We start from the raw sequence: 17,488 nt of genomic DNA, 5'->3' as shown, positions 1-17,488 counted from the left end.
GTATGTCGCCGCCTTCTTAAAGAACCGAACTATTGAAAAATAGTTCGGTTTTTTTTACTTCAATTTCCTGTATGATATTCCTTACATATTTCCTCTTTTGCTGGGATAGGGAGGAGGTTTCCTATATATAATAATTAAACGATTGAATATTGATTCTAATATTTTTACTGATTCATAAGAATTTGAAGTTTTAACAATAATAAATTGTAAATCATTAAAATATTCACTACCTTTGCGAAGGTTAAAAATGGTTTATTTATGAATAATTTTAATAGTGAAACACATCACAAGTCTTTATTGTGCTTTAATTTAAGTGATTTTTATCAAAAAAATGACAAAGGCAAGCTTACTTACAAATTTTTTCGTAAGTAGATTTACTTTTTTTATTTGTACCTAAGTAGCTATCCGAAGGGCTAATTTTATAATTAAGGAGTATCCGAAAAGCCTATAAGTGAGTAGGGAAATTTATTAATAATCTAAAAATGAAAAAAATTCTATTATTTGTGTTTGTTTTTTTAACATTAAACACTTATGCGCAAGATCGATATGAGGGTGAAAAAAATAAAAAAGGAGAACCTCATGGGAAAGGAATCATGTATTGGGGAGATACTCTCCGATTTGAAGGGCATTTCAAAAAAGGATTGCCTTATAAAGAAGGAAAAATTTATACCTATGATAAGGGTAATGTGTATAAGTCTGAAGCAGAAGGTCAAATTATTGCAGAAAAAGATGAAAAAGGAATAATTAGAGTATACGCTGATGGTTATACAAAAATGAAACTTAATAGTGGTAGTTCTTACGAGGGATATGTCAAAAAAAATAAAGCTCATGGTCGTGGTGTTTATATAAGTGGAAAAACTTTAGCGAAATACACTGGAACTTTTGACATGGGAAAAAAGACTGATGATGTAATAGTAACTTATCCTGAAGACGACTGGGATGTTAACTCATTGAATATTTCTTTGCCTCCTCAAAGTTTTGTAGAAGAGTATGAAAACCACACTGGATTTTTACCCCGTTTAACAGAAGCTGAAAAGCTTTTGAAACAATTTGTAGAGAATAATGAAACAGAAAAAGTTCTTAAACTTTTAGATATGGGAGCAAGTCCTTTTGCAGCAAGTATCTTTATTCCTATAAAAAATAAAAACTATACGATATTAGAAGCTATGCTAAAAAAACAGCCTTTATGGGCAAAATATTCTCAGGCCTTGCATTATGCTTGTGCTGTTGAAGATGATAATAGAGAAATGATAGATTATTTGATCTCAAAAGGAGCAAAACTTGAATTAAATGGACAGTTATCTAGATGGGATGATTATACAGTTGCTTATGTTGCGGCATATAGTTGGAATTCTGGAGGATATAAATTCACCCCAGCTGATGTGGCTCTTAACTATGGTATGCTTAAAAATATGGAATACTTGTATGAAAAATATAAAGTAAAACCTACAAAATATGGTTTTTCAGACCTATTTGTTTGGGCTATACGAAATAGAAAAGATGGTGTGATTAATAATCTTCTTTCTCAGATACCTGATTTTTATCCTGCTCGTTACATAAATCAAGGAAGTTGGGATTGGGATTCTCCCGTATATCATTATGCTCTTACAGAAGCCATTAAAATAAAAAATAAGGAATTGGTGAAAAAATTACTTGAGTTAGGGGCTAACCCTAACAATAACTCACAAAGCACTATAAAGGGAATAGGAGGATTAGATTATTTTTCAAACCCTCTCTATGAAGCTGTTCGAATATCAGGATGGAAAGACATTGTAAATCTTTTGTTAGAGAAAGGAGCTATTCCTTATGAGAGTATTTTAGAGAAAGCTTTAGGAGAATATAAAGAAGACTTTGTATTAAGAGGATTGTTAAAATAATAAGATATAATAAATAATAAATTGCGTCTCCACTAGCATTGGTTAAGCAAATTAATAACTATGATGCTTGTAGAGACGCTTTTTTTATGTGATAGTTATTAAGAAATACATCTTTTTTAATAGTAATAATTTACTATCTTTGTCAAAAAATAACTATGTGCCCTGAAATTCTTCAACAAATTATAACTACCCCTATGCCTTATGGTAAATATAAAGGTGTGATGATTTCTGATTTGCCTGTTTATTATTTAGATTGGTTCAGTGCGCAAGGGTTTCCAAAGGGAAAATTAGGGATGCTTCTAGCTACTGTTTTTGAAATAAAAACTAATGGACTTCAAGAAATTATTGATAATCTCAAGCAAATGTTCAAAGATTCATCTCCCTTATAGGAATTATAATCTGCAAAAAATTATTTCTTACTATATTCTTTATTCGTTGTCACTAAATAAGTGATTCCAAACGCTGCAAAAGCAGGTAGCAGCCATTCTATATGATATTGCGCTAAAGGAAGATTCATTTGCACCGTTTTGAGGGTATCGCTTCCTACAAGGGTGCCAATAACAAAGATGGCTGAAAAAAGGGCAGTGAAACTCACTCCTATGATATAAGGCGCTTTGGCCTTTACCCGCTTGCCGAATATGAGCATAAAGAGGGTGAGGGCAATGGTAATAGGATACACGAAGTCCAAGATATAACCCGCATAGTGGATAATCTCATCTACGCTTTGGATGGAGAGCACAAAGGACACAATACAGCACACCCATACCCCCCAGCGGTAAGGAATACGCCCCTGAGTGAGCGTTTCGAAAATCGCCCCCATGGCCGAGACGATAGCCACCGCTGTAGTCAGGCAAGCAAAAGCCACCGCTACCGAAATAATGACTGCTCCATAGCTGCCTAAACCATTGTGAGCAATATGCTTGAGGATATCTATATACTTGACATTCTCTCCTGCTACCATATCGGAAGTAGCTCCTAAATACAGCAATCCTCCATAAATAAAGACCAAACACCCTGCGGCAATGATACCCGAAAGGATGGTAATTTCTCGTTTTTGTCGTTCTGAACTATAACCTTTCTGAATGATGGCAGAGATAATTAGCCCTGAGAAAATCACCCCAGAAAGCACGTCCAAGGTAAGGTAACCAGTAGAAAAACCAAAGGTAAAAGCCTCTTTGAAGCCTACACCATTATCGGTGAGGCCTTTGGGTGCATTCATCGTACCTTCTACGATTAGGACAATCAGAGAAAGGAATAGGATTGGGGTAAGCCAACGCCCTATGATATCCACCAACTTGGAACGAGATAAGGCTAAAAATAGGGTAATGGCAAAGAAAATGGCTCCAAAGGCAATCTTGCCGACTACGGGAAAGAAAGGCTCTATGGCGACCTCATAAGTAGTGGAGCCTGAGCGTGGTACGCAGACAATAGGGCCAAAGACCACGATGATCAATACCACCAGACTATTGACAAAGGGCGCAGGGAATCGTTTCCCTAAATCACTGAAAGTGCTACCTACTGAGCTGACCATCAGCACAGCTAAGAAAGGGATAAAGATACCAGAGAGAAAAAAGCCCGCAAAGGCTGCGCCACTGGCTGCCCCCATCTTTAGTCCTATATAGGGGGGAATCACTAAGTTACCAGCGCCGAAAAACATCGCGAAAAGGGCAAACCCTGTAGTGGTGAGGGTCAGAAATTTCTTTTTATTCATAAAATACGTAGTACATATAAAAACGGCCGTAAAATTACAAAAAAAACATGAATAAATAGTGTTTACTGAAAAAAAAATTGTATATTTGTCGGTCTATTATTTTTTTCTACCTAATCTTATGGGATGTATCCTGCCCGATGTGGAGACTAAGAAGAAGACTTTAATAGTGACAAATGACCAGTGACTAATACTATTAACGATTGACAATTAATATTTTACAGTTATGAGAAAACTCTTTTTTATGATTACTTTATTGGCCTCTATAGGCGGATATGCACAGAAGTTCCTATCGGATGACGAGATAGACGAACAGGTATTCGGTACGGAGAATTTGTTCAAATTGGAAAAGACGGGGGAGCCTCTCGATGGGCATTACAAGGTAGCCCTTGGTGGGGGTGCTTACTATGAGGTGACCTTCGAGAAAGGTCGTATGGATGGTGCACTCAAGTCCTATAGCAGTGCAGGAGAATTGCTCTTGGAGCAGAATTTCAAAAAAGGGGTACTCAATGGAAAAACAGTTAAGTACAACGACGAAGGAAAAGAAAGAGAACTGCGCAACTATAAGGATGGGAAATTGGATGGCATTTGCAAGGAGTATGGTAGTGATGGGAAGCTCCGTAAGGAACTCTCTTATAAAGCGGGCAAACCTGATGGGGAGTGGAAAATCTATGATAGCGATGGGAAAGTACAACGGATAGAGACTTATAAAGAAGGAAAGCTTCATGGCAAGCAATGGCAGAAAATGGTTAGCAATCGGGGTGACTATACCTCCACTCAGTATTATGACAATGATAAGCCTACAGGAAAGTGGCAAGATGTATGGGAAAATGGACTTCTTCGAGAAGAAAAAGAATATAAAGATAAGGGTACTTATACCGAACGTGAGTTCTATAAGAACGGAAAGTTAGAAAAAGAGGTTTCCTACAAGGACTTCAAGCTCCATGGGGATAGAAAATTCTATACGGATGCGGGCATATTGGTACGTCAAGAAACATTCAACGAGGACAAACTTCTTAGTAAAAAGAAATTCTTTTCTAACAATGGTAAATTAGAAGAGGAAATCAACTATAAGAACGATGAAAAGGATGGAAAATATATAAAGAATAATGATAATGGTACCCCCAAGGAAGAAGGTATGTATAAAAATAACTTCAAAGAAGGGATCTGGAAGGAATATGATGGCAAAGGAATATTATACAGACAATACACTTATGTTGCAGGCAATTTACAAGGTGCTTACAAAGAATATTACCCCAGTGGAAAGCTACGTGTGGAGGGTAGTTTCAAAGATGATGAGAAAGATGGTACTTGGAAATATAACGATGCTTCCGGTAAGCTCTCTTCCGAAACCCTTTTTGAGAAGGGAAACCGCATCAAAACAATAGACTATGAATAGTGACCAATGACTAATCACTAACAACTAACCACTAATTACTAATAATAATTTGTTAAAAATATTTACTATCGCAAAATAAATTGTAATTTTGCACCGAATTACACTATGGGGTCGACTGGTTTTGACAGCAAGCCTAAGCATAATGTAAGCACGCCGAGCTATGAAGCTAATGCTCGTTAATCTCTGTTTCAACACTTTAAATGGCGAGAATAACTACGCTCTTGCTGCCTAATCCGAATTATAGTAAGATTGCTGGCTAAGTCCCTACCAGGTAGGGAGGCGAGATATCTCTGAAAGCCCTTGTTGATGGCTCGTCGCTAAAGAGATACCATTAAAATCAACATGGAACCCTCTGGTGGCTTCTTCCTTTGGGTTCAGCTAAGATAGAAGCTAAGGGTGGTATAGGGCGTTCCCGCTCAGTGCAACCTCAAAAATCAAACGGGAACTAAGCGTGTAGAAAGCCTTGTGGTTACTTGTTTGGACGAGAGTTCGAATCTCTCCGACTCCACCACCATAAGCCGGTTCTTTGCGAACTGGCTTTTCTCTTTTGTTTTTTTTTCTTATTTTTGCCCCCGCAAAATACGCTTTGATCTCCAATGGAAAAAGTAATTGACGAAACACGACAAGGCGCCCCTCTCTCCTTAGAAGGGGATGCTAAGAATACCCGCAAGCTCTATATAGAAAGCTATGGCTGCCAGATGAATTTCTCCGATAGCGAAATTGTAGCCTCTATCCTACACAAGGTGGGCTTCAATACTACTGAGGAACTCAATGAAGCTGACTTGGTACTGATCAATACCTGTTCAGTACGCGAAAAGGCCGAGCAGACCATCCGTAAGCGTCTCGAACAGTTCAATGCCGTTAAGCGACACAAGCCAGCTATGAAAGTGGGTGTGCTGGGCTGTATGGCCGAGCGACTTAAGCATAAGTTCTTGGAGGAGGAGCATATCGTGGATTTGGTTGTTGGCCCTGATGCTTACAAGGACTTGCCTAACCTCTTGGAGGAAGTGGATAACGGGCGAGATGCGGTCAATGTATTGCTTTCCCGCGATGAAACCTATGCCGATATTTCTCCTATTCGTCTCAATAGCAATGGGGTAACGGCCTTTGTCTCCATCACTCGGGGTTGTGATAATATGTGTACCTTCTGTATTGTTCCCTTCACCCGTGGTAGGGAGCGCAGCCGTGACCCACACTCTATCATTCATGAAGTAGAAGACTTGTGGCAACGAGGCTTTAAGGAAGTAACCCTTTTGGGACAGAACGTGGATAGCTACCTATGGTATGGAGGAGGCTTAAAGAAAGATTTTGAGAAAGCGACAGATATACAGAAGGTTACTGCGGTCAATTTTGCGAAGCTCTTGGATATGGTAGCCACTCAATTTCCTAAGATGCGCATTCGCTTCTCTACCTCCAATCCTCAGGATATGACCATGGATGTGATTGATACCATGGCCAAGCATCATAATATCTGCAAGTATATACACCTACCCGTACAGAGTGGAAGCAATCGCATCCTCAAGGCGATGAACCGCTTACATACTCGTGAGCAGTACTTTGCTCTTATCGATGGGATCCGAGAACGTATTCCTGAATGTGCCATCTCCCAGGATATGATTACGGGTTTCCCTTCCGAGACGGAACAAGACCATCAGGATACCCTATCGCTCATGGAGTATGTCAAGTATGACTTCGGCTTTATGTTCGCCTACTCCGAACGCCCTGGCACCTTGGCAGCGCGTAAGATCGCCGATGATGTTCCCGAAGAGGTCAAAAAACGCCGACTTACCGAGATTATTGACCTTCAACAGAAGCATAGTCTCCTGCGTACCCAAGCCCAAGTAGGAAAAACGGTCGAGGTACTTATTGAAGGAAATTCTAAGAAATCCGACCAAGAATGGATGGGGCGCAATACGCAGAACACAGTGGTGGTATTCCCCAAAGAACACTATAAGGTAGGCGACTTTGTCAATGTGAAAATAACCAACTGTACCTCCACTACCCTTATAGGCGAAGCGGTAGGGTATAGTGATATGAACTAAATACCTCGCAAATTATGGCTACAAAACTAACACACCCCTATTTTGGGGTATTGGATACCTCTACTTTGGAATGCAAAGAAGATGAATACCTCCCACTTTGGGAACAGGAACTCCCTTATAAGGGTAATATCGTCTTAGTCGATTTTTGGTTTGAAAAAGATCAGCCTATTTCCAAGAGTCGGTTGGACGCTTTTGAGGCCTTCCTCAAGAATCTATCTCAAAAGGAAGCCCAGGCGCGAGAGGCTATTAGGCAATACCTGAAGGAGAACCCCGACGAGTTTGATTATTTTAAGGGAAAGAATGACGAAGTGCCCGATGATATCGACACTTTTGTAGATGAACTCGAGATGGATATGCTTGACCTATGGTACCCTCAAGACCCAGGAGAGCCTGATGTGAATCTGTACTTTTCTCCCTTGAACCAAAACGATGAACTTTGGGACGATGATGACCTTGAGGAGGATGATATTTTCGACGAAGAAGGCCTTTCAGTATCCTTCACCCTTTCAGGAAAAATTCTTTCTGTAGAATGGGAGTAATATTTTTTTCGTATGTAAAGTTTTTTTTATATCTTTGCCCTAAATAAAAACAACTATATCATGGATAGAAATATAGGAAAGACAGATAAGCAAATACGCTTATTGTTTGTGCTTGTTGTGGCCATCTTAGGAGAGCTCAAGCTCATTACCAATGATACAATAGCCTCTGTATTGGCTGTTTTATCAATTGCTTTTATTGTTACAATATTGCTGAATTTCTCCCCTATTTACAGGGTTTTTGGCTTTAGTACCTACAAAAAGCCGGACACCAAGGAATCAACGAACTAATTTATCGGCATACAATTGTATTAAACAAATTGATTATCAATAGGTTGTATACTTTGAGTAATTAGGTCTATAAAAAACTTAAAATTATCTTTTATTATTTGGAAATTATTTCCTATCTTTGCACTTGATTTAGTACATAATTTTACCAAGAAGACAAGTATTCGAAGAAAAATAATAAATACAAAGTTGGCCTATGAGGTAGCAATAAATGAGATATTTAACAAGTTAAAAAAGATAAAAGGAACATCGTTAACTTGTTAAAATATTATTTTTTGTCAATTTTATTTGTCTAATATAAAAAGAAATTGTACTTTAGCCCCGAATTTTCAAGATTATAAATATTAAATTAAATTTCAAACGTATGAAAAGAATTAAAATTTCATTAGCGTCTTTAGCATTGATAGCTACAGTAGGTTCTGTGCAAGCGCAAGATGAAAACAACAAGTGGGCCATCGGTTTCGGTGTGAACGCTGTTGACGTGCGTACACCTCATGACTTTGGACCTTTCCTTAAGGACTGGGGCGGCCCTAAAGACCTTAACATTCTTCCTGCAGTGACTAAGCTTTCTGTAGCTCGCTACTTAGGAGCTGGCTTCTCATTAGAATTGGATGGAAGCATTAACAAAATCAAAAAAGGCTTCAATGCTGTAGAAGAAGATGAGTCTTTCTGGGGAGCTAACCTACAAGCTAAGTATGCTCTTAGAAGATTATTCACTACTGAATCTGGCTGGTTCGATCCATACCTTAAGTTAGGTGGAGGGTACACTGGTTACAAAGGTACTTTCTCTGACAAAGACGGAGGAGCGAAACTACTTGCTGGTGGTGGTGTCAACTTCTGGTTCACTGAACACCTTGGTCTTAACCTACAAACTGGTTACCACCACGGATTCCAAAAAGATGGTACTGACTACTTCCAACATTCTGCTGGTATCGTAATCAAATTCGGTGCTAAAGATACTGACAAAGATGGTATCGTAGATAAGCTCGATGAATGTCCTGAAGTAGCTGGTCTTAAAGAATTCAACGGATGTCCTGACACTGATGGTGATGGTATTCCTGACAAAGACGATGCTTGCCCAGATGTAGCTGGTCTTAAAGAATTCGACGGATGTCCTGACACTGATGGTGACGGTATTGCTGACAAAGACGATGAATGTCCTGAAGTAGCTGGTCTTAAAGAATTCAACGGATGTCCTGATACTGATGGTGACGGTGTGCCTGATAAAGACGACAAATGTCCAGATGTAGCCGGACCTGCAGAAAATGGCGGATGTCCTTGGCCTGATACCGATGGTGATGGTGTACTTGACAAAGATGACCTTTGTCCTAACGAAGCCGGACCTGCTGATAACAAAGGTTGTCCAGAACCTAATGATGATGATCAAAAACGCTTGAACCAATATGCTAAGACTATCTTGTTCGACACAGGTAAAGCTTCTATCAAATTCGAATCTGCTGAAGTACTTGGGCAAATCCTTACCGTACTTAAGAAATATCCTAACAGCCGTTTCAGTATCGAAGGTCACACTGACAGTGTAGGTAAGAGAGCTAAGAATATCGAACTTTCTCAAAACAGAGCTGATGCTGTGAAGGTATACCTCATCCAAGGAGGTATCGATCAAAGCCGTCTCGAATCTAAAGGTTATGGTCCTGATCGTCCTATCGCTTCTAACAAGAATAAGAAAGGTAGAGAACTTAACCGTCGTGTAGAAATCAACCTTATAAAATAGTTTGATACTTCTCAATACCAAAAAAGGCTATCCCATAGGGGTAGCCTTTTTCTATAGCCCTATACTACATTATAGCTTTCTTAGTGCCTTATAGGGAAAATTCTTGTAAAAATATTTCGCTTTGTGAGAAAAAAAACCTAACTTTGCCTTACTTAATTATCTCTTTCATTTATGAAAAAATATTTTGTAACATTCAGTGCCTTGCTATTGGGCTCTTCCATAGCAATGGCTCAAAAAATTAACTTTGAAGAATACGACTTGCCCAATGGGCTACATGTAATCTTGCATCAGGATAATTCTGCTCCGGTGGTAACCACTACCGTAATGTACCATGTAGGTGCCAAGGATGACCTACCTGGCAAATCTGGATTTGCTCACTTCTTCGAACACCTACTTTTCGAGGGAACCAAGAATATCCCAAGAAGTCGCTGGTTCGATATCGTTTCCTCCCACGGTGGGGATAACAATGCCTTTACCGATGTGGATAAGACTTATTACTACGAGACCCTCCCTTCCAATAGCTTGCAGCTTGCCCTTTGGATGGAAGCCGAGCGTATGCTACATCCTGTAATCAATCAAGTAGGGGTAGATACCCAAAAAGAAGTGGTGAAAGAGGAAAAACGTGAAGGTACTGATAATGTACCTTATGGAAAGATTATCTATATGCCGGTGGTACAACAGCATCTCTTCGACAAACATCCTTACAAGCACCCAACTATTGGGAGTATGGATGACCTTAATACCGCTAAGCTCGATGATTTTATCCGCTATAACAAACGCTATTACAATCCTAATAATGCCGTATTGGTCGTAGCAGGAGACTTTCAAAAAGACCAAGCTAAAAGCTGGATAGAAACCTACTTCGGGCCTATTCAAAATAACGTCTCCAAGCCCGTGCGCAACTACCCTATGGATGAGCCTATCACCCAGACCAAAAAGGTAACAGACTATGATGCCAATATCACCGCTCCTGCCAAAGTATTGGCTTGGCGTACTCCTAAAATGACCGAACAGGATGCCCGTGTGATGGACTTCATCCAAGCCCTCTTGGTCAATGGAGAAAGCTCTCGACTCTACAAAAAAATGGTGGAAGAGAAAAAAGAGGTACTACAATTTATCTCCTATACTTGCAACTATGAGGATAGTGGTATCCTTATGATCGCTGCTGTAGCGCAGGATGCCCCCTTAGAACAACTCACCAAAGACATGGATGAGGAAATCGCTCGCCTTCAAAGAGAGCTCATCTCTGAGAAGGAATATGAAAAACTCCTCAACCTCTTCGAAACAGGATTCGTAGCATCAAACTCTAATGTACAAGGAATCGCTTACTCCTTGGCGGAGAAATATACCTTTTTCAAGGATACTGGCCTTATCAACCGAGAATTAGAACTATATCATAAGATAACCCGCGAGGATATTCTTCGTGTAGCTCAAAAGTACCTCAATGTGAACCAACGCCTTGAGATTGATTATCTCCCTGAAAAAAAGTCCAACTAAAAAAACGCCTTCATGAAAAAAATAATATTATCAAGCCTTCTTATGCTTGTTCCTTTCTTGTCACCTGCACAGATTGATCGTGATAAGATGCCCGAACCTACCCAGTTACCTACCTTTGTCTTAAGGGAACCTTACACGAAAAAGCTCCCCAATGGGATGACCCTTATGGTGGTAGAAAACCATAAGCTACCCGATGTCTCTGTGAGTCTTTCCTTGGATAGGCCTCCTATCGATGAGACTCATAAGCCTGGAATGTACTACCTCACCTCTGAGCTAATGGGGGGTGGTTCTACAACAGTCTCCAAAGAAGCTTTCATAGAAGAGACAGACCGCATGGGTGCCAGCGTATACCTAACTGTAGATGGAGGGGGAACCTACTCCCTTACCCGCTATTTCCCTCGAGTGTTAGAGCTTTTTGCCGATGCAGCCCTACATCCTAACTTTACTCAAGCTGAATTGGACAAGGCTCGTGACATGGCTATCGCCTCCCTCAAGGCAGATGAAAATAGTGCACAAAGTATCATATATCGCCTCAATAGAGCGCTTACTTATGGTAAGGAACACCCCTATGGTAGTTTCTATACTGAAGAATCGCTCAAGAGCATTACCTTAACGGATATTACCAACTTCTATAAGTCTTATTTTTCTCCTTCCAATGCCTATATGGTGGTGGTAGGGGATGTAAATGCCGATGAAGTAGAGAAAATGGTGATGAAAAACTTCCATGCTTGGCTCCCTGCGACTCCCTTACAGGTAAGTACTCCTATGCCCCGTGACGCACAATATACTCAGGTGAACCTCGTGGATGTTCCTAATGCTGTACAGACAGAGATCAGTGCCTTTAACCTATACCAACTAAAGATGGGAGATAAGGACTATTTTGCAGTGAAAGTTTTGAACCAAATCCTTGGAGGGGACTATGGTAGCTATATCAATATCAACTTGCGCGAACAGCATGGCTATACCTATGGTGCACGCTCCTATATGGGAACTGACCGCTTCACTGCTGCCAATTTCTTTGTCTCTGTAAGAGTACGTAACGAGGTAGCTGCCAAATCGGTAGTGGAAATCCTTAAGGAAATCAAGCGCATCCAGACGGAAGATGTAAGTGAACAAAAGCTCCAGGAGGTCAAGGGACAACTCATCGGTAGTTTTGTGATGTCTACCCAGTATCCCTCTACAATTGCTGATATTGCTGTCACCCGTGAAATTCAGAAACTTCCTGAGGACTTCTATTCCAATTATTTTAAAAATATAGAAGCTGTTACAGCTGCCGATGTCAAACGTGTCGCCAACAAGTATATCAAATACAACAATCTACGCTTTATCATCGTAGGAAAATCAAGTGAGTTTATCAAGGAATTGGAACAGCTTAAGCATAATGGCAAGCCGCTTCCTGTATTCTACTATGATAAATATGCGAATAAAATCAAATAGTAGTGACAAATAACTAATGACCAGTGACAAGTGACTAATCCGCTTTGTGATATTTGTCACTTGTCACTACTTTGGTATATTTTTTGCTGTATCTTTTTCAAATCAAATCATATTCCAATGAAATCATTTTTTACCTTTGCCTTAATGGCCTTATTGTTAAGCTCTTGTGCAGGTGTACAAGTAAGTACAGACTTTGATAGCAAAGCACATTTTGCAGATTATAAGACCTATGCCTTTCTCAAAGAAGGGATTGATAAGGCTGAAATTTCTGACTTGGACAAGAAGCGTATTCTTAGAAGCATCGAAAAGCAGATGACTCAAAAAGGCTATACCCTATCCGAGACCCCTGATATCTTTATTAACTTTTTCACTCGTGAGCGCGAACGCCAAGATATCTACCAAAGTGTAGGAGTGGGCTGGGGTTGGGGACCTGTATGGGGTAGTACGGTTCAGGTAGCTCCTTCCCTTACCGAGGGCATCCTCTTTATAGATATTATTGATGGTAAGCAAAAAGACCTTATTTGGCAAGGGAAGGGAGCTGGTCTCCTTTCTCAAAGAGCGAACAAGGATGAGCAGATTGATAAATTCGTTAGTGAGATACTCAAGCAATATCCTCCTAAGGTCAATGACTGATAATGCAGAAGGAGTGACAAAACTGCTTGTTAGTAGGCGTTTTTAAGTGTTAAAATTTGTGGTTGTTGGCAATTAAGTAGGGTGCAGTCTCTCTTTGTTGACAGCCTAATCCCTTGTATTTAAAGGGAAAAGCAACTTAAAAAAGAAGTTATCAACAAATGAAAAAAAAATAAAAAAACGCTTCTTGTATCAAAAAAAAGTAGTAACTTGCGCCAAAATTGAACAATTAGAAAATTTTATTTAGAAATGAATATGCGAAGTTTAAAAAGACCTATGTTAGCCTCTCTTTTAGCGGCAACTTTTCTTGTAGGCTGTGGAGGCAAAAGTGGGGGAAGTTCTGGAGATAAGAATACCTCAGGGGCTACCGGCTGGAAAATCAATGCTAAAGAAGGTGGCTTTCAATACAACACAAATTTTAAAGAACAGATAACGGCTCCTGGATTGGTATTCGTAGAAGGAGGTACCTTTACGATGGGAAAGGTACAGGACGACGTGATGCACGACTGGAACAATACGCCCAGCCAACAGCACGTGCAGTCCTTCTATATGGATGAGACAGAGGTAACCAACAAAATGTACATGGAGTACCTCGACTGGCTTAAGCAAGTATTCCCTCCTGAAGATAAAGACGGACACTATAAGAACATCTACTTAGGAGCGCTTCCTGATACCTTGGTATGGAGAAGCCCATTGAGTGCTAACGAAACTATGGTGAACGAGTACCTCCGTCACCCTGCCTATGCAAGCTATCCAGTGGTAGGGGTGAATTGGGTTCAAGCGGTACAATTCAGCTCTTGGCGCACCAACCGTGTGAATGAATCTTTGCTTGAAAAGGATGGATTTATCCAACAAGGTTCTCGCTACCAAGTAGATGCTGAAAGTACCTTCAGTACTGATACTTACCTTAATACTCCTGAAAATTCTTATGGTAGAAAGGTGACTGAGTTCGCTGGAAAGAAAGCTACCAACAAAGAAGGGAACCCTACCTATGCCAAACATACCGATGGAATCTTACTTCCTGAATATCGCCTTCCTACTGAAGTAGAATGGGAATATGCAGCCAAATCGCTTAGCGGTATCCGTGAATACAACAGCGTACGCGGACGTAAGAAATACCCTTGGGCAGGTCGCTACACTCGTAACGGACGCCGTGCTATTATGGGTAACCAAATGGCCAACTTCAAGCAAGGCCAAGGGGACTATGGTGGATTGGCCGGTTGGAGTGAAGATAGTGGGGATATTACTACTGCGGTAAAGACTTTCGAACCTAATGACTTTGGTCTCTATGATATGGCAGGTAACGTAGCCGAATGGGTAGCCGACGTATATCGTCCTATTGTAGATGATGAACTTAGTGACTTCAACTACTACCGTGGTAACGTATATACCAAGAATAAAATCGGAGAAGATGGTAAGTTTGTTATCGTAGATGCACAATCTATTACCTATGATACCCTTAGCAACGGTCGTATCATCGCAAGAAACCTTCCTGGACAATTGGCTAAAATAGCTGTAGATGAAAACGAAACCTACCTCCGCTACAACTTTACCACTGCTGATAACCGTAACTTCCGCGATGGAGACCGCGTATCAAGTAAGGAATATGTAAAACTAACTCGTGAGAAAACTGAAGTGAGCCTCGACTCCCTCAATGCAAGCCAAAGAGCCAACGTATCTCGTTCTATGTATAACTCTCCAAACCAAAAGATTATTGCTGATGGACAAGGAGGTATCGTGAAGGTATATGACCGCTCTAACGATCGTACCACTCTTGTGGATGACGAATCTCGCGTATTCAAAGGAGGTTCTTGGAGAGATCGCGCTTACTACATTGACCCAGCACAACGCCGCTTCCTCCCTCAGTATAGTGCTACCGACTATATCGGTTTCCGATGCGCTATGAGCCGTGTAGGTGCTAAGTCAAAAACGGGTAAAACTTCTAGAGGATAAATAAAATTTTCAATTCTATATAAAAAGCTGTCTGTAAAGGCAGCTTTTTTAATGGTTAATGAGGACTAATGAGCATTAGTCTCAATGGTAATACTTGAATCTCAAAATTCAAAACTCAAAACTTTTCCCTTTTCATTTTTTATTTTTGCCTTAAAAGTCGTATCTTTGTCATTTCGAAATATATCAACAAAATACTATAACAATGAACACTCAAGTAACTTCCGATACTTCCCAGAAGTTTCAAAATTACATGGTAGAAACCGCTAAAAAGCTACAAAAGCGTATTGTACTACCTGAAGGAGAAGACAAGCGCATTCTTTCGGCAGCAGCGAAGCTCGCCGAAGATGGATTGGCTTACCTTACCATCCTTGGTGAGCCCAACCAAGTGCTTGCGCGTGTGGACGAATTAGGGATTAACTGGAGTCCAGAACGTATCCAAATTATCTCTCCTAAGAAAAGCCCTAACTATGAGGCTTATTGGAAAAAACTCTACGAAATTCGTAAGGAAAAAGGGATGACTGAGGCACAAGCCCAGGAACTGATGCTGGATGTCTCTTACTTCGGTACCATGATGGTCTTCATGGGAGATGCCGATGGGATGGTATCCGGAGCGGTGAACTCCACTGCACACACCATTCGTCCTTCTTTACAGTTTGTCAAAACTAAGAAAGGAGTAAAGACAGTCTCTTCTGTATTCTTTATGATCTTGCCTGATCGCGTATTGGTCTATGGCGACTGTGCCGTAGTGCCTAAGCCTACTGCAGAGCAATTGGCCGAGATAGCGATTACTTCCGCCGATTCAGCCAAGGCCTTTGGTATTGAGCCTAAGGTAGCGCTCTTGTCCTACTCTTCAGGGACTTCCGGTAGTGGAGAAGAGGTTGATAAAGTACGTGAAGCCACCGAGCTAGTAAAGGCACAACGCCCTGACTTACTCGTAGAAGGCCCTATCCAGTACGATGCTGCCGTAGATGCTACTGTTGCTAAGCAGAAAATGCCAGATTCACCGGTAGCTGGCCAGGCTAATGTACTCATCTTCCCTGATCTTAATGCAGGAAATATCACTTATAAGGCCGTACAGCGAGAAACGCACTCTATTGCTATCGGCCCTATGCTACAAGGCCTACGCAAGCCTGTAAACGACCTTAGCCGTGGGGCTACGGTACCTGATATTTACAATACCGTACTGATTACGGCTATCCAAGCAGGAATGCAAGAATAATTATTTGTTTTTATGTTATTATAAAGAGAGAGGCTGCCCCATGGGCAGCCTCTCTCGGTATAAAATTAAATATGAAAAATATTAATTAACGTGAGTTCGACGTAAGCAAAATTATATTTTTTCTCCCACGGATTCCACAGATTTTCACGGAGAGAATAATATAACAACTAAACGTAACTCTGTAGTTTTCACGGATAAATAAGGCCAAAGGTCTTATAGAAATCTGTGTAAATCGCAACAGCACAATTACACAAACATAGAAAATCTGTGAAATCCGCGAAAATCAGTGGGAGCTTTTGTTATATCGAACTCACGTTAATTATCACCAGGAAAATCTAAAGGCTTTACTTTATTTTTATATGGACCAGCAACTACATTCTTATAATCATCTACTTTCTCAGAAAAAACATAGATGTTTTGTATGGGGGTTTGTGTGAAAACACTATTATTTATGGGAAAAGCTGTTTTATTACGTATAATGACACTATGTAAGCTAGCACAGTTACCAAAGGCTGCATTTCCCAAACTATTTACACGTTCAGGCAAAATCACCGTATATAATTTCATACAATTCGAAAATGCACCAACACCTATAGAGGTAACTGCTTCAGGGATTTCAATAGTTTGTAGGCGCACACAACCATCAAAAGTACCGTTTTCTATTCGGGTAATTCCTTCAGGAAGGTCTACAGTTCTTAGTCGAGCGCAATGTCTGAAAGCAGAGTTTCCTATTTCGGTTACTCTATCCCCTACGATAATAGTAGTAAGTTGATATGGTTCCCCATTATCTTCTTTTTGGAAAGCATTATTGGCTATTTTAGTAACATTTTTCAGCTTGGGATCTGCATTCATATCAATTACCCTAGTTTGTTTATTAAGCCATTTCATTAAAGTACTTCCATCTTCACTAAGCTGATAATCAGCTGTTGCAATAGTATTCCCTGGCACCAAGGAAATTCCTGTAGTAGGCCATCCGGTTTCGGTTTTAGGGCCATAGAAGATCTTAGCGGCTTTGTCTATAAAATAGTCACCTTTTACCCCATCTGTAGCTTGAGGTGCACGATCTTCGGCTAAGATTTTGGAACCATCAGCACCATTTTGCCCAGGGGTTCCTTGCTCTCCCTGAGCTTTGGTAGTTGTCTTAACACCATCGATTGCCCAATAACCATC

At 40.4% G+C, this 17,488-nt stretch carries 13 protein-coding genes, 1 other RNA gene and 1 pseudogene; 13 read left to right on the top strand and 2 right to left on the bottom strand.

The window, feature by feature from the left end; translation table 11 throughout:
* Positions 1-482: 482 nt before the first annotated feature.
* Entirely contained in the window at positions 483-1,877 is a 1,395-nt protein-coding gene (locus HMPREF1551_RS05950) for an ankyrin repeat domain-containing protein (RefSeq protein WP_021628168.1), read from the top strand.
* A gap of 155 nt (positions 1,878-2,032) precedes the next feature.
* Positions 2,033-2,266: a DUF3820 family protein gene (locus HMPREF1551_RS05945; protein ID WP_021628167.1), complete on the top strand. Its 234-nt coding sequence runs from the start codon at positions 2,033-2,035 to the stop codon at positions 2,264-2,266.
* A gap of 20 nt (positions 2,267-2,286) precedes the next feature.
* On the opposite strand, the gene brnQ is transcribed toward HMPREF1551_RS05945, so the two are convergent.
* The gene (gene brnQ, locus HMPREF1551_RS05940; RefSeq protein ID WP_021628166.1) at positions 2,287-3,588 is read right to left on the bottom strand and encodes a branched-chain amino acid transport system II carrier protein; all 1,302 of its coding nucleotides are present in this window, start codon (positions 3,586-3,588) and stop codon (positions 2,287-2,289) included.
* A 223-nt stretch (positions 3,589-3,811) separates the two neighbouring features.
* On the opposite strand from brnQ, the gene HMPREF1551_RS05935 reads away from it, so the two are divergent.
* From HMPREF1551_RS05935 to pta, 11 genes and pseudogenes are all read left to right on the top strand, one after another.
* Entirely contained in the window at positions 3,812-4,984 is a 1,173-nt protein-coding gene (locus HMPREF1551_RS05935) for a toxin-antitoxin system YwqK family antitoxin (protein ID WP_021628165.1), read from the top strand.
* Between the two features lie 107 nt (positions 4,985-5,091).
* Positions 5,092-5,495, top strand: a transfer-messenger RNA (tmRNA) gene (gene ssrA / locus HMPREF1551_RS13410).
* A gap of 85 nt (positions 5,496-5,580) precedes the next feature.
* A complete protein-coding gene (miaB, locus tag HMPREF1551_RS05925; RefSeq protein ID WP_021628164.1) occupies positions 5,581-7,026 on the top strand; it encodes a tRNA (N6-isopentenyl adenosine(37)-C2)-methylthiotransferase MiaB in 1,446 nt (481 codons plus the stop codon).
* Positions 7,027-7,040: 14 nt separating this feature from the next.
* Positions 7,041-7,565: a hemophore-related protein gene (locus HMPREF1551_RS05920; RefSeq protein ID WP_021628163.1), complete on the top strand. Its 525-nt coding sequence runs from the start codon at positions 7,041-7,043 to the stop codon at positions 7,563-7,565.
* 60 nt (positions 7,566-7,625) lie between these two features.
* The gene (locus HMPREF1551_RS05915) at positions 7,626-7,853 is read left to right on the top strand and encodes a DUF2892 domain-containing protein (protein WP_021628162.1); all 228 of its coding nucleotides are present in this window, start codon (positions 7,626-7,628) and stop codon (positions 7,851-7,853) included.
* Between the two features lie 361 nt (positions 7,854-8,214).
* The gene (locus HMPREF1551_RS05910; RefSeq protein WP_021628160.1) at positions 8,215-9,582 is read left to right on the top strand and encodes an OmpA family protein; all 1,368 of its coding nucleotides are present in this window, start codon (positions 8,215-8,217) and stop codon (positions 9,580-9,582) included.
* Positions 9,583-9,753: 171 nt separating this feature from the next.
* Positions 9,754-11,079, top strand: a complete 1,326-nt coding sequence (locus tag HMPREF1551_RS05905) for a M16 family metallopeptidase (protein WP_021628159.1) — start codon at positions 9,754-9,756, stop codon at positions 11,077-11,079.
* Between the two features lie 12 nt (positions 11,080-11,091).
* Positions 11,092-12,516, top strand: coding sequence for a M16 family metallopeptidase (locus tag HMPREF1551_RS05900; RefSeq protein WP_021628158.1), 1,425 nt, complete (start codon positions 11,092-11,094; stop codon positions 12,514-12,516).
* A 117-nt stretch (positions 12,517-12,633) separates the two neighbouring features.
* On the top strand, positions 12,634-13,149 hold the full coding sequence (locus tag HMPREF1551_RS05895; protein WP_021628157.1) for a DUF4136 domain-containing protein: 516 nt from the start codon (positions 12,634-12,636) through the stop codon (positions 13,147-13,149).
* 273 nt (positions 13,150-13,422) lie between these two features.
* Positions 13,423-15,099, top strand: coding sequence for a gliding motility lipoprotein GldJ (gene gldJ, locus HMPREF1551_RS05890; protein ID WP_034544377.1), 1,677 nt, complete (start codon positions 13,423-13,425; stop codon positions 15,097-15,099).
* A 175-nt stretch (positions 15,100-15,274) separates the two neighbouring features.
* A pseudogene (gene pta, locus HMPREF1551_RS05885) lies at positions 15,275-16,318 on the top strand (phosphate acetyltransferase); the annotation flags it as partial.
* A 315-nt stretch (positions 16,319-16,633) separates the two neighbouring features.
* Here the strand turns inward: pta and HMPREF1551_RS05880 are convergent.
* Positions 16,634-17,488: leucine-rich repeat domain-containing protein (locus tag HMPREF1551_RS05880; RefSeq protein WP_021628154.1), on the bottom strand; the 855-nt coding region annotated here is incomplete at its 5' end.

This window comes from Capnocytophaga sp. oral taxon 863 str. F0517 (assembly GCF_000466425.1).
Lineage (GTDB): Bacteria > Bacteroidota > Bacteroidia > Flavobacteriales > Flavobacteriaceae > Capnocytophaga.
This window is presented reverse-complemented; position numbering and strand designations above follow the sequence as displayed.